The 26670-nt window shown below is 54.2% G+C and carries 29 protein-coding genes; 12 read left to right on the top strand and 17 right to left on the bottom strand.

Annotation, left to right across the window (positions count from 1 at the left end; all coding sequences use genetic code 11):
* Nucleotides 1-819: 819 nt before the first annotated feature.
* The 10 genes from MTP43_RS13910 to MTP43_RS13865 all read right to left on the bottom strand — a co-directional run bounded on the left by MTP43_RS13910 (nucleotide 820) and on the right by MTP43_RS13865 (nucleotide 12078).
* Complete coding sequence (locus MTP43_RS13910) at nucleotides 820-1494, bottom strand: hypothetical protein (protein WP_113621309.1); 675 nt, start codon at nucleotides 1492-1494, stop codon at nucleotides 820-822.
* A 92-nt stretch (nucleotides 1495-1586) separates the two neighbouring features.
* On the bottom strand, nucleotides 1587-2501 hold the full coding sequence (locus tag MTP43_RS13905) for a type I phosphomannose isomerase catalytic subunit (RefSeq protein WP_044960178.1): 915 nt from the start codon (nucleotides 2499-2501) through the stop codon (nucleotides 1587-1589).
* 117 nt (nucleotides 2502-2618) lie between these two features.
* Entirely contained in the window at nucleotides 2619-4304 is a 1686-nt protein-coding gene (locus tag MTP43_RS13900; RefSeq protein WP_044960176.1) for a phospho-sugar mutase, read from the bottom strand.
* Nucleotides 4305-4348: 44 nt separating this feature from the next.
* Entirely contained in the window at nucleotides 4349-5029 is a 681-nt protein-coding gene (locus MTP43_RS13895) for a YesL family protein (protein WP_005922719.1), read from the bottom strand.
* 37 nt (nucleotides 5030-5066) lie between these two features.
* Nucleotides 5067-6257 (bottom strand): glycoside hydrolase family 130 protein, encoded by a 1191-nt coding sequence (locus MTP43_RS13890; protein ID WP_097777010.1) that lies wholly within the window; start codon nucleotides 6255-6257, stop codon nucleotides 5067-5069.
* The gene (locus tag MTP43_RS13885) at nucleotides 6244-7425 is read right to left on the bottom strand and encodes an AGE family epimerase/isomerase (protein ID WP_249234918.1); all 1182 of its coding nucleotides are present in this window, start codon (nucleotides 7423-7425) and stop codon (nucleotides 6244-6246) included. Before MTP43_RS13885 ends, MTP43_RS13890 begins: the two co-directional genes overlap by 14 nt.
* Before the next feature lie 140 nt (nucleotides 7426-7565).
* Complete coding sequence (locus MTP43_RS13880; RefSeq protein WP_249234917.1) at nucleotides 7566-8585, bottom strand: glycoside hydrolase family 130 protein; 1020 nt, start codon at nucleotides 8583-8585, stop codon at nucleotides 7566-7568.
* A gap of 199 nt (nucleotides 8586-8784) precedes the next feature.
* A complete protein-coding gene (locus MTP43_RS13875) occupies nucleotides 8785-9630 on the bottom strand; it encodes a carbohydrate ABC transporter permease (protein WP_249234916.1) in 846 nt (281 codons plus the stop codon).
* A 16-nt stretch (nucleotides 9631-9646) separates the two neighbouring features.
* Nucleotides 9647-10594, bottom strand: coding sequence for a carbohydrate ABC transporter permease (locus MTP43_RS13870; protein ID WP_249234915.1), 948 nt, complete (start codon nucleotides 10592-10594; stop codon nucleotides 9647-9649).
* Between the two features lie 71 nt (nucleotides 10595-10665).
* Nucleotides 10666-12078: an ABC transporter substrate-binding protein gene (locus MTP43_RS13865; protein ID WP_097779852.1), complete on the bottom strand. Its 1413-nt coding sequence runs from the start codon at nucleotides 12076-12078 to the stop codon at nucleotides 10666-10668.
* Nucleotides 12079-12475: 397 nt separating this feature from the next.
* Between MTP43_RS13865 and MTP43_RS13860 the strand changes: the two genes are divergently transcribed.
* On the top strand, nucleotides 12476-13462 hold the full coding sequence (locus MTP43_RS13860; protein ID WP_005922703.1) for a LacI family DNA-binding transcriptional regulator: 987 nt from the start codon (nucleotides 12476-12478) through the stop codon (nucleotides 13460-13462).
* Between the two features lie 112 nt (nucleotides 13463-13574).
* On the opposite strand, the gene MTP43_RS13855 is transcribed toward MTP43_RS13860, so the two are convergent.
* Nucleotides 13575-14687 (bottom strand): SGNH/GDSL hydrolase family protein, encoded by a 1113-nt coding sequence (locus tag MTP43_RS13855; protein ID WP_249234914.1) that lies wholly within the window; start codon nucleotides 14685-14687, stop codon nucleotides 13575-13577.
* A gap of 273 nt (nucleotides 14688-14960) precedes the next feature.
* Between MTP43_RS13855 and MTP43_RS13850 the strand changes: the two genes are divergently transcribed.
* The 3 genes from MTP43_RS13850 to MTP43_RS13840 all read left to right on the top strand — a co-directional run bounded on the left by MTP43_RS13850 (nucleotide 14961) and on the right by MTP43_RS13840 (nucleotide 17702).
* Entirely contained in the window at nucleotides 14961-15890 is a 930-nt protein-coding gene (locus MTP43_RS13850) for a glycoside hydrolase family 113 (RefSeq protein ID WP_249234913.1), read from the top strand.
* Complete coding sequence (locus MTP43_RS13845) at nucleotides 15887-16966, top strand: SGNH/GDSL hydrolase family protein (protein ID WP_005922696.1); 1080 nt, start codon at nucleotides 15887-15889, stop codon at nucleotides 16964-16966. The genes MTP43_RS13850 and MTP43_RS13845 overlap by 4 nt, the downstream gene beginning before the upstream one ends.
* Before the next feature lie 484 nt (nucleotides 16967-17450).
* Nucleotides 17451-17702: a DUF6061 family protein gene (locus MTP43_RS13840; protein ID WP_015538116.1), complete on the top strand. Its 252-nt coding sequence runs from the start codon at nucleotides 17451-17453 to the stop codon at nucleotides 17700-17702.
* Here the strand turns inward: MTP43_RS13840 and MTP43_RS13835 are convergent.
* The 6 genes from MTP43_RS13835 to MTP43_RS13810 all read right to left on the bottom strand — a co-directional run bounded on the left by MTP43_RS13835 (nucleotide 17691) and on the right by MTP43_RS13810 (nucleotide 22053).
* Nucleotides 17691-17987: a transposase gene (locus tag MTP43_RS13835; protein ID WP_249234912.1), complete on the bottom strand. Its 297-nt coding sequence runs from the start codon at nucleotides 17985-17987 to the stop codon at nucleotides 17691-17693. The genes MTP43_RS13840 and MTP43_RS13835 overlap by 12 nt on opposite strands.
* A gap of 131 nt (nucleotides 17988-18118) precedes the next feature.
* Nucleotides 18119-19084 (bottom strand): hypothetical protein, encoded by a 966-nt coding sequence (locus MTP43_RS13830; RefSeq protein WP_113993390.1) that lies wholly within the window; start codon nucleotides 19082-19084, stop codon nucleotides 18119-18121.
* 12 nt (nucleotides 19085-19096) lie between these two features.
* A complete protein-coding gene (locus tag MTP43_RS13825; protein WP_249234911.1) occupies nucleotides 19097-20632 on the bottom strand; it encodes a relaxase/mobilization nuclease domain-containing protein in 1536 nt (511 codons plus the stop codon).
* The gene (locus MTP43_RS13820; RefSeq protein ID WP_249234910.1) at nucleotides 20604-21038 is read right to left on the bottom strand and encodes a plasmid mobilization protein; all 435 of its coding nucleotides are present in this window, start codon (nucleotides 21036-21038) and stop codon (nucleotides 20604-20606) included. Before MTP43_RS13820 ends, MTP43_RS13825 begins: the two co-directional genes overlap by 29 nt.
* 36 nt (nucleotides 21039-21074) lie before the next feature.
* The gene (locus tag MTP43_RS13815; protein WP_249234909.1) at nucleotides 21075-21284 is read right to left on the bottom strand and encodes a hypothetical protein; all 210 of its coding nucleotides are present in this window, start codon (nucleotides 21282-21284) and stop codon (nucleotides 21075-21077) included.
* 454 nt (nucleotides 21285-21738) lie between these two features.
* On the bottom strand, nucleotides 21739-22053 hold the full coding sequence (locus tag MTP43_RS13810) for a helix-turn-helix domain-containing protein (protein WP_035394935.1): 315 nt from the start codon (nucleotides 22051-22053) through the stop codon (nucleotides 21739-21741).
* A gap of 221 nt (nucleotides 22054-22274) precedes the next feature.
* Here MTP43_RS13810 and MTP43_RS13805 point away from each other — a divergent pair, with 221 nt between their 5' ends.
* From MTP43_RS13805 to MTP43_RS13770, 8 genes are all read left to right on the top strand, one after another.
* A complete protein-coding gene (locus MTP43_RS13805; RefSeq protein WP_005922682.1) occupies nucleotides 22275-22511 on the top strand; it encodes a hypothetical protein in 237 nt (78 codons plus the stop codon).
* A gap of 22 nt (nucleotides 22512-22533) precedes the next feature.
* Nucleotides 22534-23271, top strand: a complete 738-nt coding sequence (locus MTP43_RS13800; RefSeq protein ID WP_249234908.1) for a hypothetical protein — start codon at nucleotides 22534-22536, stop codon at nucleotides 23269-23271.
* A gap of 27 nt (nucleotides 23272-23298) precedes the next feature.
* Entirely contained in the window at nucleotides 23299-23574 is a 276-nt protein-coding gene (locus MTP43_RS13795) for a hypothetical protein (RefSeq protein ID WP_113993272.1), read from the top strand.
* 30 nt (nucleotides 23575-23604) lie between these two features.
* Nucleotides 23605-23880 carry a hypothetical protein gene (locus MTP43_RS13790; RefSeq protein WP_005922676.1) on the top strand — a complete coding sequence of 92 codons (276 nt, stop codon included), beginning with the start codon at nucleotides 23605-23607 and terminating at the stop codon, nucleotides 23878-23880.
* 27 nt (nucleotides 23881-23907) lie between these two features.
* On the top strand, nucleotides 23908-24828 hold the full coding sequence (locus tag MTP43_RS13785; RefSeq protein ID WP_240143126.1) for a hypothetical protein: 921 nt from the start codon (nucleotides 23908-23910) through the stop codon (nucleotides 24826-24828).
* 66 nt (nucleotides 24829-24894) lie between these two features.
* Nucleotides 24895-25059, top strand: a complete 165-nt coding sequence (locus tag MTP43_RS13780) for a hypothetical protein (protein WP_005935912.1) — start codon at nucleotides 24895-24897, stop codon at nucleotides 25057-25059.
* A 17-nt stretch (nucleotides 25060-25076) separates the two neighbouring features.
* Nucleotides 25077-25625: a hypothetical protein gene (locus tag MTP43_RS13775; protein WP_005922670.1), complete on the top strand. Its 549-nt coding sequence runs from the start codon at nucleotides 25077-25079 to the stop codon at nucleotides 25623-25625.
* Nucleotides 25626-25695: 70 nt separating this feature from the next.
* Nucleotides 25696-26670: a Mov34/MPN/PAD-1 family protein gene (locus MTP43_RS13770; protein ID WP_242983526.1), complete on the top strand. Its 975-nt coding sequence runs from the start codon at nucleotides 25696-25698 to the stop codon at nucleotides 26668-26670.

Below are 26670 nucleotides of genomic sequence, written 5' to 3'. Positions count from 1 at the left end.
TCCGGCGGCGTTTTCCGGCTCGCTCTTGCGAGGTCTTTGCCGGGTATCCCATGCAGACGGTCTTTCGATTTTCAAGGTGCGGTGCTGGATCTGACAATAAAAAATCGCCACACAACAACCGAAACCTGACCATCCCTTCCGGGATGGCCTTGGTTCGGGTTCGTTATGTAGCGATAAGAAAGTCAAAAACTTGCTCCGGCTCCTTCAGGAGCCGAGCTGGAACTCTAAGTAAATATGTTATATTAAATTGTTGGAATAGACTACCACAAAAATCGAGCTGTGTCAACAAAAAGATTTGAAAATACGCCACTTTCGGCGGGTTGCAAGAAAAGGCGATGAAAACTTTGGCAAAAAGAGAGAGGGCTGGACGGTACCGGCCCCCTTGTGGGTCATAATGCCTTTAGAGGATAAGATGCACGGTCAGCGCAATTTTGTGCTGAATGTCGGGTTTGGGAGAAGCCCAACAAGCGTTTTTGAATTCGGATTTGTAAAATCTGATTCAAAAATTGCGAGTTGGTACCGGCTTGCCCTGCTTGCTGCGGATGCAAACACGAAAATTTTCTAAGAAGAAAAATAACCGTCCACTTCAAGTTGAACTTAAAAACGGATAGTCTCAATCGCAAAATGTTTTTCAAATTTGGGAAGCGCATTGAGAGGCTTCATAGTTGTTGCAAGCAGGGCAGACGTATATACAACGTCTGCATCTGCAAGCAATGTGTCTGTCTATACAAACACCATTTGCGTTGCAAAATGCTTGTTGGGAACACCCAAACCCTTGAACTGCACCGTGCCGATGCAGGCTATATGCTCTCGCAATCCTCAAACCAGCTTCTCCCACAGCGCATTCAAAGCGGCAGCGGCATCCGCATTCATGCCCTCGTTCAGGCGGCGAGCGGCGTACCAGAGGGTAGAGCTTTCGCTCTGCACATCATTGGCAAGGGCGGTGTCTTGCAGCGGCAGAGCAAAGTCTGCCACCGACAGAACGTCTCCTTCCTCCGGGTCGGTGCCGTCCAGCGTCTGGAAGCAGCCATACCGCTGCTCCATGGCGGCGGGGTCGTCCACGATGAACAGGGTGCTCTCGCACAGATAAAAATCAGAGTTCAGCTTGTCCTCGCTGGACTGCATCAGCCGCTGCAGGGCGGCATCCTGCGTTTCAAAGTCCAGTGCCAGCCAGATGCCCTTTACCGTGACCTTCACCTTGCCATCGCCGTTCACGTCCCCGGCAAGGGCTTCCAGCCGGGTCTCCAGCTGGCTGAGGAAAGCAGTGTCCGGGTCGGTGCGGCTCACCACTGCCACGGTGTAGTCCGGCTGCACCTCGGTGACTCGGTTCCAGACGAAATACCCCACCGCCAGCAGGGCAGCAGCGATCAGCACCACATAATACCAGTGGTAGTGCCACCAGTTGGCACGCTGCTGCGCCGGGGTCAGGGGAGGGGGCGTTTCCTGGATCAGGTCTTCGGGTTTGATATCCCGTTCGTAGCGGTAGGATGCCATGGCTGTGTCCTCGTTTCGTCTGTTTTTCTGCATCTATCATAGCACAAATTCCCGGGCAGCGGCAGACTGCCCGGGAATTTTTCATGCTTTATTTACACCCGTGTACGCAGGCACTTGAGGTCTGTGCCGGTTACGGCGTAGGCCCCGGTGCCAGCGGGCAGGAACAGGCTCTGCCCCTTGCGGATTGGCAGGCTTTCGCCGGTGGCGGTCTCGGTCAGGGTACCCCTGCCTTCCAGCACCAGCAGAGAGGTGAAGGAGGTCTCGTCGCAGACATCCTCAAAGTCACCCTCTACGGCATCCACCGTGAAGTAATCACACTGCGCCAGATGGCCGTGGAAGTCCTGCGCTTTCGGCGGCTCCCGGAGGGTAACATCCAGTGCCTGCGGGATGTGCAGCTGCCGGGGCTTGCCATCTGCGCCCAGACGGCCATAGTCGTAGATGCGGTAGGTGACGTTGGAGTTCTGCTGGATCTCTGCCACCACGATGCCCTTGCGGATGGCGTGCAGCGTGCCGGAGGGGATGAAGAAGCAGTCCCCCTTGTGCACCGGCACGGCGTTCAGCGCGTCGGTCAGGGTGTTATCCTGAATGCGGCGTTCAAACTCTTCCTTGCTGATCTCATGGGTGAAGCCGTAGTAGAGGGAGGCACCCGGCTCTGCTTCCAGCACATACCACATCTCGGTCTTGCCGTACTGGTGTTCGTGCTCCAAAGCGTATTCATTGGAGGGGTGCACCTGAATGGACAGGTCTTTTTTGGCATCAATGAGCTTTGCCAGAACGGGGAACTCGCTGAACTTTTCGCAGTGGGTGCCAAGGCAGCCGGGATGAGTGTTGATGTACTGCTGGAAGGTGGAGCCGTCCGGCAGGTAGCTGGGGCCGTCCGGGTGGCAGGACAGCATCCATGCCTCGCTCAGGGGGTGTAATTCGCTCTGGATGCCGTACTCGGTGCGCAGCTTTTCGCCGCCCCAGAGGTAGTCTTTGCAGCTGGGAGTAAGCTGAATCGTTTTCATTTTATATACCTCGAATATGCCTGAAATTGAACACAAAAGGCGATTTTTCCGAAAAAGGGTGCAAAAAGCTGCCCCGTCCATTTTTCGGCGGGAACGAGGCAGCCAGTTTGCAGGGGATTATGCTTTCAACAGGGCAGAGGCAGCTTTGCCAAGAGTGTCATTGATGGCATCGGCTGCTTCTTCGGTGGGAGCAACGGCAGAGAGATACACCTTGATCTTCGGCTCGGTGCCGGAGGGGCGTACCATCAGCTTGGCACCGCCCGCCAGACGGAACTCCAACACATTGGCCTTGGGCAGTCCGGTGCCGGCGGTGTTGTAGTCCACCAAGCTTTCCACGGCCATGCCGCCGATGGCGGTGGGCGGGGTCTGCCGCAGCTGCTTCATGATGGCGTCCATGGTGTGCATTCCGCTTTCGCCCTCAAAGGCGAAGCTGTGCAGGGCGTTGCGGTAGCAGCCGAACTCGGCATACAGCTGATTGATGGCATCCAGCAGGGTCATGCCCTGCTTTGCGTACCATGCGGCGGCTTCGCACACCAGCAGGGTGGCGTTGACGGCGTCCTTGTCCCGGACGTGAGCGCCGGACAGGTAACCGTAGCTCTCCTCAAAGCCAAAGATGTAGCGGTCGGCTTCACCTGCGGCTTCCAGCAGACCGATCTGCTCGCCGATGAACTTGAAGCCGGTCAGGGTGCGGCGCAGCTCCACGCCGTACTTTGCCGCCACCGGGGTGGCCATATCGGTGGAGACGATGGTGGTCACAGCCACCGGATGCTCCGGCATGGTGCCCAGTGCCTTGCGGGTGCGGCAGATGTAGTCCAACAGAATGATGCCCATCTCGTTGCCGGTGATGAGCCGGTAGCCGCCCTTGCCGTCCGGCACGGCGGTGCCGCAGCGGTCACAGTCCGGGTCGGTGCCCAGCAAAAGGTCCGGGTGCACTTTGTCGCACAGCTCCAGACCCTTCTGCATGGCTTCCCGGATCTCCGGGTTCGGGTAGGGGCAGGTGGGGAAGTTGCCGTCCGGCTTTTCCTGCTCCGGCACCACGGTCACATGGGTGACACCCAGCTTTGCCAGCAGTTTTTTCACGCATTCCAGACCGGAGCCGTTCAGCGGAGTGTACACCAGCTTTAGGTCGGCGGTGCCAGCCCCATCGCCCACACGCTGGGCATAGACGGCATCCACAAAGTCGTCCAGACATTTCTCGCTGCTGTATTCGATCTTGCCCTCGGCAAGGGCTGCGTCAAAGTCCGCAGGCTGTACGGCAAAGCAGTCTACTGCTTCAATGGCGGCAAGGATCTTTGCTGCCACCTCAAGGGTGATCTGGCAGCCGTCTGCGCCGTAGACCTTGTAGCCGTTGTACTTGGCGGGGTTGTGGCTGGCGGTGATGCACACGCCTGCGCCGCAGCCGTAGTACCGCACCGCCCAGCTCAGCGCCGGGGTGGGTTCCAGACGGGGGTAGATGTACGCCTTGATGCCGTTAGCAGCCAGAACAGCCGCCGTTTCTTTTGCGAACACATCGCTCTTGATGCGGCTGTCGTAGCCGATGGCCACCTTCTTGGGCAGGTCGGAGGCGTTCAGGTAGTTGGCAAGCCCCTGCGTTGCCTTGCGGATGTTGTAGACGTTCATCCGGTTGGTGCCTGCGCCGATGACACCCCGCAGACCGCCGGTGCCGAATTCCAGCTCCCGGTAAAAGCGGTCGGTGATGGCGTCCTCGTTGCCTGCAATGCTCTTCAGCTCCTCGGCAAGGTCAGCAGGCATCCCGGGCTGGGAAAGCCAGCGGTCATACTGCTGTTTTACTTTTTCTTCCATAGGATCACACTTTCTTCCAATAAGGACAGTTTCGGTGCAGACGATCATTGCACGCTGTCCTCCGTGTCAGGTTCTTCTTCCGGTTCCTCTTCCTTGCGCCCGGCTTTTTCCAGCTGAGCAAAGGCGGGGCGCATCAGGCTTGCCATGCCAAGGGCAGAACCTGCGCCGCCGATGAGCAGCCACAGGGGCAGCAGATAGACGAACCACGCAGGGGCGGCTTTTGCCAGCAGAGGAAACCACGCCAGAAAAGCCAGATTCCCCACAGTGGGCAGCAGGTTTGCAAGGGTCATGCGGCCGCTGTCCGCCAGCACCGGCAGAACGCCGGGATAGGTGAACCGTGCCAGCAGGGCAAAGCCCCAGCTGCCGCAGCAGCCTGCCAGCACCAGCAGCAGAAAGGACGCTGCCGCCAGAATGCCGGTGCTGGGGGTGTCCTGTGCGGTGGCGGTGCGCAGCCCGGTGAGGGCGGCAAAGCCTGCCAGCAAAAGCACCAGCCACAGGGCAGTAGATTGCTTAAAATCCCGCTTGAACGCCTTGAAAAAGTCGGTATGGACGGTGTAGTCCTCCTTTGCCGCCATCTTGTTCACCACCGTGAACAGCCCCAGGGTGGAGGCTCCGGCGGTGACGATGGGCAAACAGCACACCAGCCACAGAAGATTGGCAAAAAGCAGATCGCCGATCTTCCCCATAGTGCGGTAGAAGGGGCTGTCGATGTTGGTCTTTTTCATGGCGTTTCCTTTCGGGTGGAGGTCTCAGAGGGGCGGTTTACTCGCCGATGCTCTTGAGGTACTCCAGATTTTTGTCGATGAGGGCGCACCGCTGCTTTACGCAGTCCACACTGCGCAGCGGGTCGGCGGGGGTGTTGAAGGCGAAGTCCAGCAGTTTGTCGATGGTGGTAGAAGCTACATGGAGACGGGTGTCGCTGGCTGCATAATAAATATACACGCTTCCGTCATCGTCTGCAATCGCGCCGTTGGTGAACACCACGTTGGAAACATCGCCCACACGCTCCCAATCCCGGGGAGCGATCAGGAAGCCGGAAGGCTCTGCGATCACCTTGCTGGGGTCGTCCAGTGCGGTGACGAATACATAAATAACGTACCGCAGCCCGGCGGCGGTATTCCGCACGCCATGGGCAATGTGCAGCCAGCCCTTTTCGGTCTTGATGGGGGTGGCACCCTCGCCGTTCTTTGCCTCGGTGATGGTGTGGTAGCGGCGGGGGCTGGTGATGATCTCCTCGTCAATGACGGCGTGGGTGATGTCCTCGCACAGACCAAAGCCTACACCGCCGCCGGAACCGGTGTCGATGAAGTCATCCATGGGGCGGGTGTAGAAGGCGTACTTGCCGTTGACAAACTCCGGCAGCAGATCCACATTGCGCTGCTGAGGGCTGCGCTTGGTGACAAGGTTCGGCAGACGCTCCCAGGTCTTGAGGTCTTTGGTGCGGACGATGCCTGCGGCAGCCACGGCAGCGGACAGGTCATTCACGCTGTTGTCCTTGCTCTCGGAGCAGAACACGCCGTAGATCCAGCCGTCCTCGTGCTGGGTCAGGCGCATATCGTAGACATTGGTTTCTTCGGGGCAGGTGTCCGGCAGCAGGATGGGCTTTTCCCAGAAGTGGAAGCCCTCCACCGGGCTGTCGCTCTCTGCCACGCCAAAGAAGCTCTTGCGGTCGTTGCCCTCGATGCGTGCCACAAGGTAGTACTTGCCGTTCAGCTTGATGGCACCGGAGTTGAACACGGCGTTCACGCCCAGACGCTCCATAAAGTGGGGGTTCGTCTCCGGGTTCAGATCGAACCGCCAGCTCAGCGGGATGGATTCACGGGTCAGCACCGGGTTTTCCCACCGGTCGTAGATGCCGTTGTAGAAATCGGTCTTTTTGTTTTTGCGGGCCAGGTAGGCATCCTGCAAAGCCTTCTGGCGCAGGTATTCGGGGTGGAGTTTAGACTGTGACATCGGGGTTCCTCCTTATCAGTTCCATGCACATTCTGCCGTTGTGGTAGGGGCACTTCCACGGCTCAAGGATGGGCTTGCGGCTGGACGGTTTTCCGTCTGCGTCCACCTCCCAGAACCATTCACTGCCGGGGCGTTTGTCCACCATCACGTTGCAGATGTAGTGGTAAATATCGGCGGCGGCATCGCGGTATTTTGCATCGCCGCTCTTGTTGTATTCGTTCACGAAGCCCAGTACGCTTTCGGCCTGCACCCACCACACACGGGTGGTGTTCACCTTGCCCCGGTCGCACTCGTTGACCACCGAGTGGTCAATGTAAGCTTCCTTGTAGATGTGGGCGGCAAGGTCGGAGTTGATGGCGTGGATGCGCTTGGAAAGCGCTGCATCTCCCAGTAAATCGCAGCCCCAGTCGATGAGCCAGCTGGACTCGATATCGTGGCCATAGCTGTACAAATCGATGATAGAGTTGTAGTGCTGGTCAAAGAACACCAGCTGCCGGTGCAGCTCCGGGCTGTAAATCTTGTGCTCGTAGATATCAAGGATGCGGCGCAGAGCCTTTTCCACCTCCGGGTCACGGCTGGCCTGATAAAGCCCGGCGTAACCCTCGAACACATGGAGCAGGGTATTCATGGTCTTTGCCGCCATGACACCGTTTTCCGAGAGCTTTTCGTTGCTCTCCGGCTTCCAGTCGATGGTAAAGGCCTCCAGATAGCCCTCGCTGTCGGTGCAGTGCTGCTCGATGAGATGAAAGATCTTTTTTGCGTAGTCCAGCGCAACGGGGTCTTTGGTCAGCCGGTAGTAAGCGGAAAGGGCATAGATGGCAAAGCCCTGATTGTAGGTGTGCTTGGTGGTGTCCTGCGGCTTGCCGGTGTAATCGCAGCTCCAGTACACGCCGCCGTTTGTCTCATCGTAGCAGTTTTTCAGGAAGAACTGGTAGGCGTGGCGGGCATCTTCGGCAAGGTCTGCCCGGCCGGTCAGCATGGCAGCCTCGGAGAAGAACCACAGAATGCGGCTGTTCAGGATGCAGCCCTTTTCGGCTTTTTTATCCAGCTTCAGGTCAAAATCCATGTAGCCGTAAAAGCCGCCGTTTTCATCGTCCCGCAGCCCTTTCCAGAAGGGAATGATGGTTTGCAGCAGCATTTCTTCTGCTGCCTGTTTGATGGAAGACATAATACAGGACTTCCTTTCTGTACAAAGTAAAACCCTCTCGGTCACGGCTTGCGCCGTGCCAGCGCCCGGTAGGGGACGTAAAATCTCTTTTTGCAGAGATGGCGATGCGAAGCATTGACAGAGAGGGTTGCGCTTGACGCTTAGCGGATGCCCACCTCGTGGTCGGTGGGGCCTGCGTTATCGTGGGTCTTGATGTAATCCACCACCTCGTCTACGGTGGTGAAGGCCAGACCGACATAGCTGTCGGCGCAGCCATAGTACAGAGCGATGCGGCCGGTGTCGGCATCCTGCAGGGTGGCGCAGGGGAAGCAGACGTTGGGCACGAAGCCACGCTCCTCATACCACTTTTCCGGGGTCAGCAGGAAGTTGCCGCAGCGGTACAGTACCTTACTGGGCTCGTCCTTATCCAGAATGGCACCGCCGATGGAGTAGACGAAGCCATTGCAGGTGCCGGTAACGCCGTGGTAGAACAGCAGCCAGCCCTCGCTGGTCTCAATGGGAGCAGCACCGCCGCCGATCTTCACGCTCTCCCACCAGTTGGAGCCCTTGCTCATCACATGGCGGTGACGGCCCCAGAACTCCATATCCGGGCTCTGGCTCAGGAAGATGTCACCAAAGGGGGTGTGGCCGCTGTCAGACGGGCGGCTCAGCAGGGTGTACAGACCGTTGATCTTCCGGGGGAACAGCACGGCATTGCGGTTGAAGGGGATAAAGGGGTTCTCAATGCGGACAAAGGTCTTGAAGTCGGTGGTCTTGGCGATGCCGATGGACGCACCGTAGAAGTCCTGACACCAGATGATGTAGTAGGTGTCCTCCACCTTCACAAGACGGGGATCGTAGGCGTACACCGGCATAAACGGCTCGCCCTTTTCGTTGACGAAGGGGATCTTGTCCTTGTCAAAGTTCCAGTGGATGCCGTCCTCGCTGCGTCCCAGATAGATGTAGGGGATGCCGTTGACCTGCTCACCACGGAACACGCCGATGAACTTGCCCTCGTAGGGCACCACGGCACTGTTGAAGATGCGTGCCACCCCTTCCACAGGGTTGCGGTCGATGATGGGGTTCTCATTGTACCTCCATACCGGGGCGGTAACATCGGCAGGCTTTTCCTGCCAGGGGATGTTGGGCAGTGCGTCGCAGAACATTTTTACGTTGCTCATAAGATAAACTCCTGTAATAGAAGATTGTTTGTTTTCCTTCTGCTGTATTCTCCCGGCTCCTGCACAGAAACCGGGAGAAGCAGCAGATGATGAAGGAAAAATGTGGATGTCTTGAAAAGGCTGTACTGGCCGAAAACGGCTTTCCTCTTGCGGTGCCAAAAATTGCTCCCTGTTTCCGCCGCAGGCGGCGGTCGCAATTTTAGCCTTTGACAGCACCGGCAGCCATGCCGCTGTAGATCTGATCCTGACACAGCAGGAACACGATAAGGGCGGGGATGATGGTGATGATGACACCGGCGCAGATGTAGTTGTACTGGTTGCCCATGGGGCCGGAGAACACATACAGCGAGGTAGCAACCACCTGATACTTGGTCTTATCCTGCAGATACAGGTTTGCCATGTAGTATTCGTTGTAGGTGGACACACCCTTCAGGATGGCGCTGGTGACGATGGCGGGCTTCAGCAGGGGCAGCAGGATCTTGAAGAACACACCAAAGTAGGTGCAGCCATCCAGAATGGCGCTTTCGTCCAGCGTGGGAGAAAGGTTCTCGAAGAACTGCAAAAAGATATAGATGGTGATAACGTCTGTGCCCATCATCAGGATGATGTAGCCGGGCATGGAGTTCACCAGATGCAGAGCGGTCATGATCTGGTACACCGTGACCTGAGAGGCGATGCCGGGGATCAGGGTGGCAATGGTGAACAGGTTGCGGATCAGCTTGTTGCCAGGGAACTTGAACCGGTTCAGCACATAAGCCAGCATGGCGCTGATCATAATGCTGCCTACCAGCACGCAGATCAGGATAATAAAGCTGTTGAGGAACGCCTTGCCCATGTTGGCCTTGTTCCATGCGATGATGAAGTTATCGAAGTTCAAAAAGCTCTTGGGCAGGGTGATGACGTTGGTGTTGGCATACTCTTCCTTCGTCTTAAAGGCGGTGAAGATACAGGACACGATGGGCACCAGTGCCACGAAAGCGGCAAAGATCAGCAGCACATACTTGCAGATGTTGATGAGGATGCGCTTCATTTTGGTTGCGTTCATACGTTCTGCCTCACTTTCACTTGGTTACGCCGCTGCTGCGGTTTTCCAGCCATTTTTCCACAGCCTTCTGGGCGTAGGTGACGATCACGATGAGCAGCAGCAGAACCACAGCCATGGCGGATGCAAGACCCACCTTCTGGTCGGTATGGGCGATCTTGTCCATGACCACGAAGTAGGTGGAGGTGTTGAAGCCGCCGCCGGTGACAACATAGGGCATCTCGAAGGCGGACAGTGCGCCGGACACCGAGATGATGAGGTTCAGCACCACGATGGTGCTGATGGAGGGCAGGATGATGTCCTTGAAGCGGTGCCATGCGTTGGCACCGTCGATCTCAGCAGCCTCATACAGCACAGGGTCCACAGAAGCGATAGCACCGATGAACATGACGATGTTCTGGCCGATGTATTTCCAGATAGAGCAGGCCACCAGCACGACGTTGTTGATGGACTCATCCCGGAGCCAGAAGGGAAGCTTATCCACGTTGAAACCCACCCAGCTCAGCAGGGTATCCAGCACAAAGCCGTGGGTGAAGAAGAACTTGAAGATGAAGCCCACCGAGATGCCGCAGATGAGGCAGGGGAAGTACAGTGCACCACGGAAGAACTTGCTGCCCTTGCACTTGAAGCTCAGGATGGTGGCAAACAGCAGCGCCAGCGCCATCTGCACCACCGAACCTGCCATGTAGTAAAGGCTCAGGCTCAGAGCGTGGAAGCAGTCTTTGCGGGTAAAGACCGAGATGTAGTTCTGCAGCCCCACAAAGGTGCGTCTGCCGATGTACTTCATTTTGAAGAAGCTGAACTCCACCATCTTAAAGAAGGGCAGATAGGTGAACATGAACAGCAGTATCAGCGGAACGAACAGGAACACCAGCGTGACGATGAGCTGCTGCCCGCGCATACTGTGGAAGTATTCGCTGAAGCTCTTGCGCTTTTTAGGCGCGGATACGGTTGCGGAAGATGCCATGTAAAAGACCTCCTTTCACCAAAAGCAGGGCGGACACGGGCCCGCCCTGCTGATTTATAACGATAGATCGCTTACTGCGGTGCGCAGGCATCCACAGCTGCGTCCCATGCGGCGTTCCAGTCGGCCACGATGTCGTCCAGAGTCTCGTCGCCGTTGATGCCAGCCTCCACCACACGCATGACGTGGGTCTGGTCGGCATTCAGCATCAGCTCAGCCTCCTGCTGCACCTCGGTGGCAAGGTCTGCCAGTTCTGCGGGGGCGGGGGCATCCTCGACCAGGTCGATGCCGTCAAATGCCTTCAGGGTATCGGGGTATTCCTGGCTCTTCAGCACCGGCACACCGCCCTGATCATAAGCAAAGTTGGAGCTTTCGGTCAGCCACTTGATGTAGAGCATGGCAGCCAGCTTTTTGTCATCGGTGGTGTTCTTGTTCACACCGTAGCAGTAGTCTGCACCTGCGCTGGCGTATTGGGTACCCTTGACGGTGATGGGGAACGGCATATAGCCAATGTCGTCGGCGTGGTCACCGGCGGCCTGCATCTGCACGATGGCCCAGCTGCCCAGAACCATGGCACCGATCTGGCCGTTATTGATGCGGGGCTTGGAGCCCTCCCAGTCGGTGGTGGTGGGGTCGGCCTCGGTCAAGCCGCGCTTCACTGCTTCGTACAGGATGTAGTACACAGCGTAGGGACCCATATCGTCCGCACCCAGAATGCCCTTCTGGAACGGATCTTTGGTCTGGGGCATGGTAATGTTCATCCAGTTCGGGTCGCCGGTTGCGCCGCCGCTGGTGTAAGCATCCCATGCGGTCATGGTCCAGCCGGCGGCGTAGTTGGTGTACAGGGGATCAATGGAAGGATCGTAGTCCTTGATCTTCTGCAGGTCATCCAGGAACTCGTCCGGGGTCTTGGGCAGGGTGGTGATGCCGGCAGCCTCAAAAACCTTCTTGTTGTAGATGATGCCCTGTGCATTGCCGGTGGAGGGGATGCCGTACACGCTGCCGTTATAAGCGCGGTTGGAAGCGAAGTTGTACTCGTTCTCAATGTCGCTCAGTGCGCACAGAGGCTCAAAGTAGTCGCCCAACTCGGTCAGGGGGATGTTGGTGGGGATCATGCACAAATCACCCCAGTCGTTGGAAGTCAGACGGGTGGTCATGTCGTTGGCATAGTCGGTGATGCCCTCGTACTTGATGGTGATGTTGGGATACAGCTTCTGGAATGCGGCAACGTAGCCGTCAAAGGTGCCGTCCTCGATGAGGTCGGTGCGGTGGCTGACGAACTTCAGATCGGCCTTCAGGTCGGTGTTGTCGGTGCCAACGGTCAGCTCATTGTAAGCCTTTGCACCGTCTGCGCTGGCAGCGGAACCGGCGGTGCTGCCGGTGGAGCCGGCGGTAGAAGTGCTGCTGCCGCCGCAGGCGGCAAGAGCGGAGGCTGCGGCCAACACACCAGTGACCTTCAGGAAATTGCGGCGATTGATCTTACGCATAGGGATGTCCTCCTTCTTTAATGTGGAACCTTTTTCCGGGTTGCGAAAGCTTTTGTTAACTTGATTTAGCTAACTGCTTCCTTTCGCTTTTTGTGATTTAAGTATAGTCTTTTCACGATGCACTGTCAATATCACCAAAAAGATTCGGTGTTTTGGTGGCAATTCGGCGATTTTCTTGTGAAAACTGACCCGCAAATCCGGGATACAACACGAAAATTGAACTTAAAATGTTTTGTTAGCTAACAAAAATAGAGAAAATTAGCCTAAACAATGGTTAGCTTGAAGGCTTTCAAAGGTTTTTGTTGACGAAACTACCGAAAACTGTTATGCTAGTTATAAAGTTAATCAGAATTTTATTTACCTCATAACCAAATCAAGAAGAAAGCTGGTCAGGAACATGGCAAAAGCAGTACGCATGGCGGACATTGCACAGCGGCTGGGCATCAGCACCGTTTCCGTCTCCAAGGGTTTGGCAGGGAAGGAGGGCGTAAGCGCCGAGATGCGTGCCAAGATCCTTGCCACCGCCGAGGAGATGGGCTACCAGCCCCCCGCCCGGACCAACGCCCACCCCGGCGGCGAGAGCATCGGCATTCTGGTGGCAGACCGCTTTTTCAACGAGAATGCCTTTTATTCCAATCTGTACCGTGCCGTGTTGAAAGCTGCCACCGAGCAGGACATCTCGGTTCTGATGGAGATCGTTCTGCCGCAGGCAGAAAAAAGCTGCAATATGCCCACCTTCCTTGTAAACCGGAAAGTGGACGGCCTGATTTTTATGGGCGGGATCAGCCGCCGCTACCTTGCTACGGCGGTGCAGACCGGGGTGCCCTTTATGCTGCTGGACTTCTACGACGATGCCATTGCCGCCGACTGCGTGCTCAGCGACAACACCAGCGGCAGCTACACGATGACCGAGCACCTTATCTCCACCGGGCGGCGGAACATCGGCTTTGTTGGCAGCGTGCTGTCCACCAGTTCCATCATGGACCGGTATCTGGGCTACGTCAAGGCGATGCTCCGTGCCGGTCTGCCCATCCGGGACGACTGGCGGCTGGAGGACCGGGACGATCAGGGTAAGTTCGTGCCGTTCTCTCTGCCTCATGAAATGCCGGACGCCTTTGTCTGCAACTGCGATGCGGTGGCCTATAATCTGGTGGAGATCCTCAAGCGCAACGGCTACCGGGTGCCGCAGGATGTGGCAGTGACCGGCTACGACGACTACCGCTACTCTACCATTTGCAGCCCCCAGCTCACCAGCTACCGGGTGGACTTGGACGGCATGGCAAAAACGGTGGTGGCGCAACTGCGCCGCAAAATGGCGCATAAGCCTGCCATTGCTCCCACCGTCATCGTGCCCGGCGGCTTTGTAAGAAGAGAATCTACCTGATAAAAAGGGGCTGATGCACGAAGGTTTGTGCATCAGCCCCTTTAGCGGAAAATAGAGTTTATATTGGGGATGCCGGAGCGTCTGCGGACGCTCCGGCATCCTGTTTCCATTTTTACAGGATCGTTCTCAGAAAGGCGGTCAGAACCTTTGCCGCCTGCCGGTGGTTCTCTGCGCCGGGGTGCTGCCGGGCACCCACGGTTTCCGGCGTGGTGTTGGGCAGCTCCAGCAGATAGACAGAGCTGTCTCCGGTAATGGTCTTGTACTGCTCCATGCCCTGCCGCAATACCGGCAGCAGCTCGCTGCCCAGCATTCCGATGCACCACACCAGCTTTGCCCCGGGGTTCTTCGCCCGGAGCAGCGTCAGGAAATGCTGTACACCATTTGCCACTTTTTGGGCGTCCGCAGGGTGGAAGTCCCCATTGGAGAGCCGCCGCAGCTGGTGGGGCTTGCCGGTGGCAGGGTCTTGCCACGGCGGGTTATCGAATGCGCCCGTGTCGTTGGTGCCCAGGTTGACGATGACGGCATCCGGTTTCCATGCAGCAAAATCGTTTTCCTGCTGTGCGCCAAGGGCGGCATTGCGCTGCCCCATCGCTACACCGCACACCTGCGTATAGTAGGGCGGCATCACATGGCGCACATCGTTGTCCCAGCCGGTCACGAGACCCCAGCCACTTTGCGAGATGCAGCGGTATTCGGCTCCCAGTGCATCGGCGGTCAGGCGGCCGTAGTGGTTCTCCGCAGAGAAAAAGGCTCCCACCCAGTCCTCCTCCGGCTTGGCTCCGATGGCACCCTCGCCGCTGGTGATGCTGTCGCCCACAAACTCCAGCCGATACTGCGGCTCCGGCAGGGGCAGAAAATCGCCGCCTGCATATTCCAGCCCGGTGATCTGCAACAGATGCGCCGGGTCATCATGCATGGCCTGCACATCCTTTAGCAGCCGGACGTGCTTTGCCTTGCCCGGTGTCATGCCCCGGAAAAGACAGACCCGGCTTTTGCCGGGGTTCACGGCAAACCGTGCCACCCATGCGCCGTTCAGCTCCACGCTGACCCACGGCTCTACCACTTCATAATCGGCGAAAAGATCCACCCACAGCTCACTGCCGGTAAATTCCAGCTCCATGCCGCTGGCCGTCCAGAACAGGGTCAGCGGGTCACGCCCGGTGTGCCGCCCCAGTGCCCGCACCTGCGGCAGCTGGGTCAGCGTCGCAGTTGTAAGTTGCTCCATTTTCTGTTCCCTCCCGTTGGTTTTTGCTTGAAGCATAGCAGATTCTGCGCAAAATCGCAAGCTAAATCTGTAAGCTAACAAAAACCTAAAATTTAGTTTAGCCTTTGCTCCTCCCGGTGCAGGGGCTTTTTTCAGGTCAGGTTGACCAGTGCTTTGCCCCTCTCCTTGTACCATACGCTGAAAATGAAGCGGCATATTGACGGAACTTCCAAGATTGCATTATACTTATTGTGCAATTTGACGTTGATTTTTGAGAAAAAAGAGGAAGATGTCATGGAGCTGGAACACAACTTTTATGGGGTGAATTTTGCACCCTTTCCCCACCGGGGCAACCTGAGCAGCGAGAATGCCCACCGCAGTATGGCAGCCATGGTGGAAGCCACCGCAGCCAACTGGGTCATCCTGTCGCCCTCTGGAATACAGTCTGGCCCTTATAGTGAGGAAATTGACTGGCGCACCGATGCCACCCCCACAGACGAGGAGCTGTGCAGTGCTATCCGCTTTGCCAAGCAGTTGGGCTTGCAGGTGGCGCTGAAGCCTACCGTCAACTGTGCCAACGGCGTGTGGCGGGCGCGCATCAGCTTTTTTGACCACGATGTGCCCTGCGAGACCCAGTGGAGCGGATGGTTTGCCAACTACACCGCCTTCCAGACCCACTACGCGGCTCTTGCCGAAGCCGAAGGCTGTGGGCTGTTCCTGACCGGCTGCGAAATGACCATGACCGAGCACAGGGAAGCAGAGTGGCGCGCCCTCATTGCCGCCGTGCGCCAGCAGTACCACGGCCCGGTGAGCTATAACTGCGATAAATACGGCGAGGACCATGTAAATTGGTGGGATGCCGTGGATTGCATCGCCTCCAGCGGCTACTACCCCCTGAAGGACTGGGAAAACCAGCTGGACCGTATCGAGGCGGTGAGCCAAAAATACAAAAAGCCCGTCCTCTTCAGCGAGGCAGGCTGTATGAATATCACCGGCTCTTCTGCCGTGCCCAACAACTGGGAGTTGAAGGGAACGCGGAACGATCTGGAGCAGGCAGATTGGTATGAGGCAATGTTTTCCGCCTGCGCCAAGCGTCCGTGGGTCATGGGCTTTGGCGTGTGGGACTGGCCTGCCGACACCAGAGCAGTCAGTGCCTACGCCGTGTCCGGCCGTCCGGCGGCAAAAATTATCCATAACGCATATCAGGGAGGAGTTTTAGAATGAATACGTCCAATTTTGCTCGCTTGAAAGAACTGTTCCGCCGTGCCGCGGCAGGGCAGGAACTGACCATCGGCTTTCTGGGAGGTTCCATCACCCAGGGCAGCCTTTCCACCCAGCCCGGCAATGCCTACGCTTTCCGGGTGTATCAGTGGTTCGTGGATACCTTTCCGCAGTCGAAGTTCCACTACGTCAACGGCGGCATCGGCGGCACCAGCTCCCACTATGGCGTTGCCCGTGCCGTGACCGATGTGCTGATGTACCAGCCGGATTTTGTGGTAGTGGATTTCAGCGTCAACGATCTGGACGTCCCCTTCCGGCAGGAGACCTACGAGGGTGTTGTCCGTAAGCTGCTCACATGGCCCTCTCACCCGGCGGTGGTGCTGCTGAACAACATTTATTACGATACCGGCGAGACGTCACAGGACGAGCACAACGCCGTGGGCGACCACTACGGTGTGCCCCACGTCAGCATCCGGGACAGCATTTACAAGGATCTGCATGCCGGTAAGTATGCCAGCCGCACCCTGCTCAGCCCTGATGGGCTGCACCCCAACGATTACGGCCACGGTCTGGTGGCAGGGGAGATCATCAAGCTGCTGGAGGCAGTCAACGCCCACCGGGAAGAACCGGAGCAGGAGCCTGCCTTCCCGGCACCGCTCACCGCCAACGCCTACGAGAACGCCCGGCGGCTGACCATCCGGGAGATCTCCCCCAAGCTGGAGGGTTTCCGGGCAGACCCGGAGGAAAAGCTGGGGCATCTGGACCACTGGAAAAACGGCTGGGTCGGTCAGAAGCCCGGGGATAAGATTACCTTTGAAGTGGATGCCTCCTGCATTGCAGTACAGTACCGCAAGACCATCCGCCGCCCGGCGCTGCGGGCACAGCTGGTGCTGGATGGCGACACCGCCCACGCCGCTGTGCTGGACGGCAACTTCGATGAGGATTGGGGCGACTGCCTGTATCTCCAGCCCATTCTCCACCATGGTGAGCAGAAGACCCATACCGTGGAGATCACCATTCTGCCCACAGAAGATGAAACTCCCACGGAGTTCTACCTCATGGCTCTGATTACGGCGTGATGCTGAATGCCCCTTCTGGATTTGATTTTGGTGTGCGGCCGCTCAAACCAATACCGTCAAGCCGGTGGGGGATAGGGTGATTTTATTTGTCGGGAAGTAAGTGCACGGTTTCTGCACGGATTTTGCACGGTTTCAAAACGTGCAGAGGGTGCTTCTCGGTGCAAAATCCGACAAGGGATGCAGAAATTACCGGGCGAAAAATCACGTTGCTTTGTTCTAAAATAACGATGACTCGAAACTTCCAGAAATTGAGACGAACCGGCGGCTTGCTCTCTTAATCAGTGGGCCCAGGGTTCGAGTCCCTGGAGGTGCACCACAACAACAAAATCCGAACTTTTTTCCAATAGGAGAAGGGTTCGGATTTTTTGTATTCTTTGGAAAACAGAACGAATCCCTTGCTTCCATCGAAAAACGTCCTAGACCTTATCATAAGAAAGCACGACAGACCACTGTGAGAGTGCCGTAAGGCGGAAAGGACACGAATATGAAGTACGATGAAAGAACCTGCAAATTCAACATGGACACCGGCTGCGTGGAACTGCTGCTCCGGGATGGGAGAAAAATCTCCATCGACTGCACCGGAGTTGAGGATGCGCTGGATGTTACCATGGCACAGCGGTCAGAACTGGACTACCTCATCTACAATGACCCGCTAGGCTATGCCGATTTGATTCTGAACGGTGACCCGGAGGAATATTTGAAGAATATGGCTGGAAGCCATGGGCTAGAAGATTAAGGGCAAAACAAAAACAGGGTGCGCCCCTGAATAGGACACACCCTGCCAAAATCCACATACGATAACGATATGTACAACAGGGCGTTCCCCGTCGGGAACGCTCTGTTTTTCTTTACTGGTGGCGTGATGAGCTTGTTCCGCCTGCCACGCAGCAAATTCTCTTTGGCCTTCCTCGCTGTTCCAGCAGGCAAGGATGGCCGGGTAGAATGCCCGTGCCAGACGGTCGATGACTTCATCGGGATAAGGGGAAGTGTTTGTGGACTTTTTCTTTTTGTTCAAACGCACGCTCCTTTGATCGTCCCACCGCAGCAAAGTCGGGCGAGAAAATCAAAGTTCCAATTTTTAGCAAGGGCGCGGATGCTTTCCGCCCTGCACTTGCGGCTGGGGGCTCGTTGATGGCTTACAGGTGTCTGCTGTTATGCTGTCTTTTCTTCTTCAAGGGCTTCTGCAAGAGCCTTTTCCAGATAGGTTTCGATTTCAGTCAGGTAGTTAGCAGGCCTCTGCATTGCGAAGCGGAGAACCTTTTGCTTTTCCGGGTCAGTGAAATAGCTGGGATTGTTTTTGAGCGTTTTCTTCCATGAGTTTTTCATCATTTCGGTCGCACGGCTCAAGGATTTGTAAACCTTCATAAACTCGTCCGGTACATGATAGCACCGGAATTCTTCTGTTTGTGGTGTGGGCATGGGAACGGGTTCTGCTTTTTCAGGTTCAAATTCTGCGCTGGCAGATTCCAACACTTCCAATGCCTCTGGATGCAGGATTTGAGCAAGGACATCTGAACGATGCTCGGCACTTGCCTGCACGAGTTTGGACATTTCTTCGTTGGTAAACTTCACTTCGCCGGAAAAGACTTTCTGCTTGATGCCGGGAGAGAGGTTGTCTGCGATGTCGATGCCTCGTGTATAGTGGCTGGCGCGGAGAACGGAGGCACGGCTGACACCGTTTTCCTCTGCGATCCGGTCACAGGTTTTCTTTCCAGAGTGGTGGTTATCACCGTGATCACCACCACTTTTCTTTGCTAAAGTGTACTGATTACCCCGAAAGATTTTTGCAGCTTTCTTTTCAGCTTCATACTGTTTCCCAAGCAGATAGCGTTTCTGTTCGGGGCTCAGGTTTCGCCGTCCCAACTGATTCCGGCAAATCCACGCAATGGCTTTTTCGCGGTTCTCAAATCGGAGCGGCATAGTGGAAAAATAAATCTCAGGATGCTTCTGGAGAATGGCATAACGGCTGTGGCCATCAACAAGTGTATTATTCCACACGATCAAAGGAGAGAGCAGCTTGCCCTCTTTCAAGATATTTTCTTCAAGCTGCTTGAATTCATCATCGGTCAGAGGGGGAATCTGGGACTGGAACTCCGGGTCAATTTTCAGATTGATCATACGCACACTCCTTTATCTCTCCTGCTGCGTCTGTTCTTCCTCCCGGAAAAAGGACGCAACATTCTGTTTTGCCGTTTGCAGTTTGAGAAGTTCTTCTTTCGCTTCTTTGTACTGCTCGTAGAACTTTGCCTTTTCGGATGCCAGTTGCGCATACTCGGATTCCAGCTTTTTCGGGCTGGGCAGCTTGGTGATGTTGTTTGCCTTGAAATAGGCTGTTGCTGCCCGGTACGCTGTCAGCTTTGCACGGTGCTGTTCTTCAAAGGCTGTGGGTTGTTTTGCAGCTTTTAACTGCTGTGCGATGTTCTTGGTGCTGGTGTAGGCTGCGACGTGATAGCGCAGCTCTTTGTTGGCTTTCATGCGACCTTCGAGGTCTTTCACTACGGTCAGTGATTCATGGAACTTGGTGTCAAGCTCTGCGATTCTCTGGTCGAGTGCGTCCTCGTTGAGCAGACCATTTTCCTGCAAGAGGATCAAGGTCTGTGCCATAGCTTTGAGGTTGTATTTTTTCGCCCAACGCTCGTAGCCGATGCCCTTGCCCTCGGTCATCCTCGACTGGATGTCGATCAGTTTCCCGATGGTATCCTGCTTGAACTGCGCCATGGGCTTGCGTTCGGCGTTTGCCTGCAACGTGGCAAGCACTGCTGCCTTATCGAACTTGTCACCGAGATGTTTCGCTCGGATAAACTTGGTTCTGCCAGCGGGCAGATAGCTAAGCTGTCCACGGCTTTCCTTAACCGTGATGCCATACTGTTGCATAAGCCTATCAGAAAAATCTTCAAAGCTCGTGGCACGGTACAGCACTGAAGAAATCTGTTTCCGCAGGGTATCTTTTACGGTTTCAAACTTCTTCTGCGTGGGCTGTTGTCCAGCTGCGGCAAGGGCTGCGTTTTCACGGTCAAGTTTCAATTGGCCGCGTCTGCGCACCCAATACTCAGCTTCGCGCACGCGCTCTTTCGAGCCGTTGAGCAGGTCAATCTGGTACAGTCCGGCACCCTCGCACAGTTCCATGACCTCAACACGCAAGTGCCGCATGGTCTGGGCTGTGCTGGAGTGCTTCATGCCCTCTAGCCAGTCACGGGGCTTCTGCATATAGGGCTTGCGTTCCACCTCTCGTGTTCGGATGCTGCTAATCACGATGTGGACGTGGATGTTTCCCGAATGGTTGTGCCCATCCGGGTGAGTGCAGACGATGGCAGGATGACCGGGAAAATTTTCAGAACAAAACTTCAGGCCAAGTGCCTGTGCCTTTTCCATGGTCAAGCCGTTGTCGGCTGCATCTCTGGGGTCAAAGCTGATGATATACTGGTGGCTTTTGATATCACCATGCTGGGTGTTCTTACCATACTTGCGGTTTGCCAGCAGACAGGCTGTAGCAAACGAGAAATCGCCGCACTCAAGGGTGTCGAGCAGGTAGGATTCCCGCAGCATGGGTCGGCCTTGTTCGTCTAGAATTACCTTGCCGGAAAATTCATCGTGCTGGTAAACGAGGTACGCTTCGATGGCGGTGTAGTCCGAGTTTTTAGAGGCGATATGCTTGAGCGTTGCCATACAGTTCACCCAGAACTTTCTCGGCGTGCAGCCGAAATGCGGTCAGGTCTGCAAGTTCGTCAAGGAGTTTCGCCCGGATCTGCTCGGTGTCTGCACCGCCGGAGTTGAAGTGCCTTGCAAGTTGGTTGAGGTTGGTGCCCACTTTGCTGCACTGAGCAAGCAAAGTGGAAACAGCGGTCAGGGTTTCTTCGCCACCACCGGCAACGATGACCGTTTTCTCGATCTTGACGTTGTGGATGGCACGGCGGATAAAAGTGGAGAGGGAGAGATTCAGGAGTTTGCAAGTGAGTTCCAGTGACGCTTTTTCCTCCGCTGTCACACGGAACTTGATGACGTGCGTTTTGTTGTTCGGCGTGTCGTGGTGCTGGGAATTGCTAGGGGTCGATTGAACATTCGTTTTGGTCATTGTACCTCCTGTCTGTTCGATAACTCCTCGGTGAAGTTATGTAAAGCACGACACGCCGTTCCATTCGTGCCGCAAGGCACGGATGATGAGCAGGGTTTGGGGCAGGCACGCCCCAACAAGATCACTTTGAAAACTCGCAAGAGTTTGAAAAGTGAAGTCCCGGTGGAACACAAAATTTTCAAGAATTGAAAATTTGTGGCCACGGGACGGTTCTTGCCCTCTACCGCTGCGCTCAAAACGCTTCATCAACAAATGTTTCCGAATTGTTAAGACGCAAAAATAAGTAGAGAGTTCCGCTGCTTATGTAATGGGGTCACCGTTTGCTCCGAACGAAGTTCCTGCCCCTGTTTGTGCAGCGGCGTTGGCTATAAAGCCGGTATCACGTCCGGTCGGCTCATGAAGTTTTCAAGGTACGTTCCCCACAAAAGAAAAATACCGCCCACGCAGCGCAGCGATGATTTTGTCGGGGTGAATCGGCGGCAAAATGAATCGGGTGTGTTGCGGGGCGGTACGTTCTTTCCGGGCAATCATCCGCTGAAAGTGGTGGTTATCACGGTGAGAACCACCACTTTCAGCAAGATTTGGAATAAAGGGTATCATGGAAGTGTAGGCGCGTCAAGATGGTTTTGCAAAATTTATTGTGGTAAAGCGGTGGTAGTAGGACTTATTTGTGTAGTATGCTCCAAAAGCCATATTGTAACTATATGTTTCTTTGCAATCTACGGATGAAGAGAAGGAGAAGCTCTAAATCTGCGTCGGAAAGCTCTTGTATTCCCTCTGAGATGGCATCGATTAGCTCTGGTCGATCGTGGTCGCTAAAGAATTGCTCTGGAGTGATGCAAAAGTAATCACATATATTAAAGAATTGCGTCATGGATGGAAGTGCTTTTCCGGAGCTTATTCCTTGAATATAATTTTTGTTTTGTCCTAGCTCTAGGCTCATCTGATACTCTGAAACATTGCGTTTCATGCGAAGTTCTGTGATTCGTTGCCGAAGGAAGCTTGCATAGTCCACATTTTTTCACCTCATCAGAAAGCATACAGGGAATTGAATTTAAATGTTCCAGATAGAAAGCCTCGATTTGGTTAAAAACGGCTTGATAGTACAGAACTAATGTGGTAGAATAAAATAAAAGGTCGAATTGTACAGAAACATTCTGTCAATGGCATAGGAAAATTCCAGGCAGAAATTCTAATGGAAACTGCTGAAGGCGATTATAAAGAGGGGAAACGTCGATGGAATCAAATCAGGCACAAGTGATCCGTCAGGATCTGAGAAACTTTTCCGGCGCAGTGCAGAATATGGTGCAGGGGGTCAGAGCGGCATCTATTTCATGGGGAGATCAGAACTACCAGATGTTGTTTCGGTCGATTCAGGGACTTTCCATAAAGTCAAAACGTGTGCTGGATAGTGGCAACCGTGCAGCACAGGCGGCAGAACGGTTCTTTGAAATATCCCAAGAACAATACTGAGAAATAGTTCAGAGGAAACTGTATGACACAAGTTTCAGTAGAAGGTCTCAAAAAAGTAAAGCAGGCACTACTGGATTTCAAAAATCAAGCTGCGCCGATGTCCTATACCGTTACAAATCATAATCAGTCCTGTCAAAGCGATGCATCGAAGTTTGTGAATAAGACCAGGCAGACAGTCGAAGAACTGACGCAGAGGGTTAAAACTCTGGAAAATAAGATTCAGGAACTGGAACAGTCGATTCAGCAGAGCGAGAGAATGATTCAGGAACTGGAGCTACAGGGGAAGGAAGCACGTGAGACGATTGGAACGCTGGAACAGCGTGTAGCCAAAATTCAAGAGGAACTGCGGAAGATTGGAAACGTCTCAACAAGTGATGAAAATGGACAGAGCCAGATTGCACAGCGTATTCGGCAATTGAAAGCGGAATTACAGCGATGCCGTGAACATATTTCACAGATTCAAAATGCTGTAAGAGAAATGGAACAGGAGAAGGCTCGGCTTCAGCAGCAAGAGGAATGGCAGCGCAGCCAGAAAGCGCGTGCAGAGCAGGAACTTGCATCCCAGAAGAGACGGCTACAGCAGTATCAGGGTAAACTGGAACGTCTGCAACAGCAGATGAGCATTTTGTCCAGCGCACTGGGAGAGTATCAGCAGTCGATGCAAGTATTTCAGGCGCAGGCAGCACAGCAGGGGCAGGTCACGATGCAGTCTGTAGACAGTTGCATCCAATGCGTGGAACTTTATATGCAGTATTGCTAAGTAAATTCGATAGATAAATGAAAGGATGTGTTTCTTTTGGCAAGCGCACAAGTCAAGATTCAGGATTTGAAAAACGGAATCAATGCCTGCGGCGTATGTACACATGAATTGCAGCTTACAGCTCAGCAGCTCCAGCGTGATTATATGAGTGCTGGCTCTGGATGGAAGGATGAGCAGTACAAAAATCTTGGACAAATCGTCGAGGATAGCTGCACTGCAATTCTGCAGCCAATCCCCCAACTTGAAAGCTGTCAAAAGTGGCTGCAGGAGCTTGCGGCTTTGGTTGAAAAATATGAGACCTGATGTCGGTTTATAAAAAGGAGGTTGGATATAATGGCAATGAACGCATCCGTTTCTGCTATTCAGGACATGGAAAAGACGCTTGCGGATACAGTGCGTAATCTGGATACGCTCAGTGAAAAGATTAGCACGAATTTCCGTCCTTCGGCAGATTGGAACGATAACCAGGCGGTGGCTTACAATCAGGTGATGCAAAAGATTGCCCGGTTGGTCAAATCACCGACAGCGGACCTGAAAAAGCAACAGGAAAAGCTGAAACAACTGGAGGAACTGGTACGGAGTTATCAGAGCCACCAGTTTAATGGATAAAACAAAATCATTATGGAGGAATCAAAAATGGATCTGAACGATTTCACAAGTGCGGAAAACAAGAAAATGACGACGGAAAATGATATTCCGACGTTCAACCCTCCTATAGGTGATGCACCAAAGGTGGGAGTTGATGGTAAGAGCAAGAAGGCGCAGACTTTTACACCCCCTACGACATCCAACATGGATCCGGGATGCTACTACCACCCGGAAGAGAGGGTGGTAGGCCACTGCGCACGGTGCGGCAAGAATTTGTGCCGCTATTGTTGCGATTCCTTTGGTGTGACTGGTGGTGAATATGCAGGAAAGATGTTGTGCTATGACTGCACTACAAAGCTCGTGAAGGATAATGTGGAAGAACTGCAGAAAAACCATAATTATATCCATGGACAGTATACGCAGTGTCTGGTTGGATGTGCAATCGGTGGTGTGATTGGATTCATCTGGGGGCTGAGCGGTGGCATCATGGGTGCACTTCTTTATATGGTACTGTGTGCAGCGATCGGCGGCAGCGCGAGTAACTTTTTCCACCGCTTCATTGCAGCAATTCCGGGGTTCTTTGTTTCCACGGGAAACATGGTGATTTCGATTTGCGTCGGTCTGTTTAAATTTATCTTCTGTTTCTTCCTCTATGCGATTATGGCATTGTTTGAAACGGTCAAAAAGATTCTTTACTACCGCAATTATATGGCTCAGACGGCAGATTGTCTGGAAAAGGACAGTTCTGCCCTGCAGTGCATCCGGGATCGTATGGAATATAGCCGTGTGATGAATGAAAATCGCGGTATGAGTCTGGCAGATCTGATGAATGAAGGCAGCGAGCTGTACAACAACTCTTATGCTCGCATGGTTCAGGAACAGGGCGAGGAAAAAGCAGAGGCATTTGTCAGCAGATGCACTACTCAGATCGCCGAGAACGGCGAGATCATCCGCAGCTTTGCAGCCTGATCGCCTGGCAAGGACAAAAAATACTGTCGCGCCAAACGACTTGTTTCAGCAGGAGGTTAATACAGTATGGATAACAATGATGTGGTCGCTGCACGTCGTCGTGCATTGCAGGAAGCAATTCATAGCGGTGAAACCGTTATGGTCTCGCCCACGGGTCAGGTTCAGTTGCCGGGCGAATCGGATGATCCTACCCGTCCGGGAATTTCGGTCCCGCAGGGTAAGCTTGCTTAAGGCAGGAGGGAGTAACAATGGCATTTTACTGGTATCAGAGTGATCCCGACCTCTATCGGGCAGAAGTCCAGGCCATGAACAAGTTCTTTCCGTCGTTTACGATTCATCAGCTTCCTGATGGTTCCGGCAGACTGTACTGGCGTGGCAAAGTGCAGCCCGCTGGTCCGGACGGTATGGTCTGGGATTTGATGCTGATTTATAAAAATGATCATCCTCATGCAGGCGCATCGGAATATGGCGGTTCGATCCAGATTCTTCCGGTACAGCCGCGGCTGAAGGATATAGCGACCCGCATGATGCCGATCCTTGAGGAAACATATGGCAGCTACGAAAATTGTGTAAGACATGGCTTCGGTCTTGGTCTGCCGCATATCTATCGGGATAATTTCGGACGTAATGAAGAATATTTTATTTGTACTGCAGATCCGAAATACTTCAAGACGGGTATGACACGTTCGACTTCGGCTGCATCCTCTCTCAGCTGGGCCTGTAAATGGATCCTTCTGTGCGAAATGTGGATGAATGGCGAAATCAGCGATGATGTTGCGCTTGAAGGCAATTATTGAGTATTGAAAAACACTCATCACTCACGTCGGTGGGTGATGAGTGTTTTTGTTTCGAATGAGGTGTGAACAGATGGAAGTGGTCTTTTCGCAGCGGGCGATAGCGGCAGTCATGGCAGAGACGGCAGAAAAGATACAGACAGAAACGGGCGGTCTATTCCTTGGCAAAGTGATCGGGGATACATGGTATGTTGTGGAGTCCATCGACCCCGGTCCGAATTCGATTTTTGAAGTCGCATATTTTGAATACGATCAGCCGTATGTCCAGCACCTGATTAACAAGGTCGCTGCAATTTATCAGGAACGGTTGGAACTGATTGGGCTGTGGCATCGTCATCCGGGGTCTTTTGACCAGTTCTCGGGGACGGACGATCAAACTAATCACGTCTATGCGTCCATGCGGCCGCAGGGAGCAATCTCGGTTCTGGTCAATCTTGATCCGGATTTCCGTATGACGGTCTATCATGTGGGACAGACATATCGGAACTATCGGCGCATTTCCTATGAGATAGGAAATGAACGGTTTCCGCAAGAGCTTCTAAAGTATCGTTCGGTAGAAGATTCACTTGCTCTTATGCGGCGGAAATGTGGTCGTTCTGAAGCAGGAGGAACATCCAACAAAAAATCCATCGAGAATTTCATGGAAGAAGTATCGTCTTACCTTGATATGCAGATTACCGCACCGGCTATGGGCATGAAGCAAGTGGTCTCGGAGGAACAGATGACTCGGATGCTTGATCTCTTGTATGCTGATTTGGAATTTTTGCAGGAGAAAAATATCTCTGTTCGGGTCAGATGGAATGAGAATACATTATGGCTTTTGCCGAAAAGCAATAACGAGAACGAAGCTGTGCGTTTTACAGACCTGACGGAAAATAAAATGCTGGGAGCATGGCGTGAAAAGGTGTTTTATTATCATTCCGGAGATTTGGAGAAAGCATGGAATGATGCACATGACACATCAGATGGCAAGTCACCGAAAGAAAATGGGCGAATGGAGGAAATTGCCAGACGTATTGTTATGTTTGGCGTGAGAAAGGGTAATTGA

Source organism: Faecalibacterium sp. IP-1-18, from assembly GCF_023347355.1.
GTDB lineage: Bacteria > Bacillota > Clostridia > Oscillospirales > Ruminococcaceae > Faecalibacterium > Faecalibacterium prausnitzii.
The sequence above is the reverse complement of the archived record's forward strand: the minus strand, read 5'-3'. Positions and strand labels throughout refer to the sequence as shown.

Excerpts from the sequence above, each read along its gene's own strand:
- MTP43_RS13785 (WP_240143126.1), top strand. The coding sequence starts at position 23,908 with ATGGATCTGAACGATTTCACAAGTGCGGAAAACAAGAAAATGACGACG.
- MTP43_RS13860 (WP_005922703.1), top strand. The coding sequence starts at position 12,476 with ATGGCAAAAGCAGTACGCATGGCGGACATTGCACAGCGGCTGGGCATC.
- MTP43_RS13790 (WP_005922676.1), top strand. The coding sequence starts at position 23,605 with ATGGCAATGAACGCATCCGTTTCTGCTATTCAGGACATGGAAAAGACG.
- MTP43_RS13840 (WP_015538116.1), top strand. The coding sequence starts at position 17,451 with ATGAAGTACGATGAAAGAACCTGCAAATTCAACATGGACACCGGCTGC.
- MTP43_RS13905 (WP_044960178.1), bottom strand. The coding sequence starts at position 2,501 with ATGAAAACGATTCAGCTTACTCCCAGCTGCAAAGACTACCTCTGGGGC.
- MTP43_RS13910 (WP_113621309.1), bottom strand. The coding sequence starts at position 1,494 with ATGGCATCCTACCGCTACGAACGGGATATCAAACCCGAAGACCTGATC.
- MTP43_RS13815 (WP_249234909.1), bottom strand. The coding sequence starts at position 21,284 with ATGAAGCGTTTTGAGCGCAGCGGTAGAGGGCAAGAACCGTCCCGTGGC.
- MTP43_RS13900 (WP_044960176.1), bottom strand. The coding sequence starts at position 4,304 with ATGGAAGAAAAAGTAAAACAGCAGTATGACCGCTGGCTTTCCCAGCCC.
- MTP43_RS13865 (WP_097779852.1), bottom strand. The coding sequence starts at position 12,078 with ATGCGTAAGATCAATCGCCGCAATTTCCTGAAGGTCACTGGTGTGTTG.
- MTP43_RS13775 (WP_005922670.1), top strand. The coding sequence starts at position 25,077 with ATGGCATTTTACTGGTATCAGAGTGATCCCGACCTCTATCGGGCAGAA.
- MTP43_RS13880 (WP_249234917.1), bottom strand. The coding sequence starts at position 8,585 with ATGAGCAACGTAAAAATGTTCTGCGACGCACTGCCCAACATCCCCTGG.
- MTP43_RS13875 (WP_249234916.1), bottom strand. The coding sequence starts at position 9,630 with ATGAACGCAACCAAAATGAAGCGCATCCTCATCAACATCTGCAAGTAT.
- MTP43_RS13780 (WP_005935912.1), top strand. The coding sequence starts at position 24,895 with ATGGATAACAATGATGTGGTCGCTGCACGTCGTCGTGCATTGCAGGAA.
- MTP43_RS13805 (WP_005922682.1), top strand. The coding sequence starts at position 22,275 with ATGGAATCAAATCAGGCACAAGTGATCCGTCAGGATCTGAGAAACTTT.
- MTP43_RS13850 (WP_249234913.1), top strand. The coding sequence starts at position 14,961 with ATGGAGCTGGAACACAACTTTTATGGGGTGAATTTTGCACCCTTTCCC.
- MTP43_RS13845 (WP_005922696.1), top strand. The coding sequence starts at position 15,887 with ATGAATACGTCCAATTTTGCTCGCTTGAAAGAACTGTTCCGCCGTGCC.
- MTP43_RS13770 (WP_242983526.1), top strand. The coding sequence starts at position 25,696 with ATGGAAGTGGTCTTTTCGCAGCGGGCGATAGCGGCAGTCATGGCAGAG.
- MTP43_RS13800 (WP_249234908.1), top strand. The coding sequence starts at position 22,534 with ATGACACAAGTTTCAGTAGAAGGTCTCAAAAAAGTAAAGCAGGCACTA.
- MTP43_RS13890 (WP_097777010.1), bottom strand. The coding sequence starts at position 6,257 with ATGTCACAGTCTAAACTCCACCCCGAATACCTGCGCCAGAAGGCTTTG.
- MTP43_RS13895 (WP_005922719.1), bottom strand. The coding sequence starts at position 5,029 with ATGAAAAAGACCAACATCGACAGCCCCTTCTACCGCACTATGGGGAAG.
- MTP43_RS13870 (WP_249234915.1), bottom strand. The coding sequence starts at position 10,594 with ATGGCATCTTCCGCAACCGTATCCGCGCCTAAAAAGCGCAAGAGCTTC.
- MTP43_RS13885 (WP_249234918.1), bottom strand. The coding sequence starts at position 7,425 with ATGTCTTCCATCAAACAGGCAGCAGAAGAAATGCTGCTGCAAACCATC.
- MTP43_RS13825 (WP_249234911.1), bottom strand. The coding sequence starts at position 20,632 with ATGGCAACGCTCAAGCATATCGCCTCTAAAAACTCGGACTACACCGCC.
- MTP43_RS13820 (WP_249234910.1), bottom strand. The coding sequence starts at position 21,038 with ATGACCAAAACGAATGTTCAATCGACCCCTAGCAATTCCCAGCACCAC.
- MTP43_RS13855 (WP_249234914.1), bottom strand. The coding sequence starts at position 14,687 with ATGGAGCAACTTACAACTGCGACGCTGACCCAGCTGCCGCAGGTGCGG.
- MTP43_RS13830 (WP_113993390.1), bottom strand. The coding sequence starts at position 19,084 with ATGATCAATCTGAAAATTGACCCGGAGTTCCAGTCCCAGATTCCCCCT.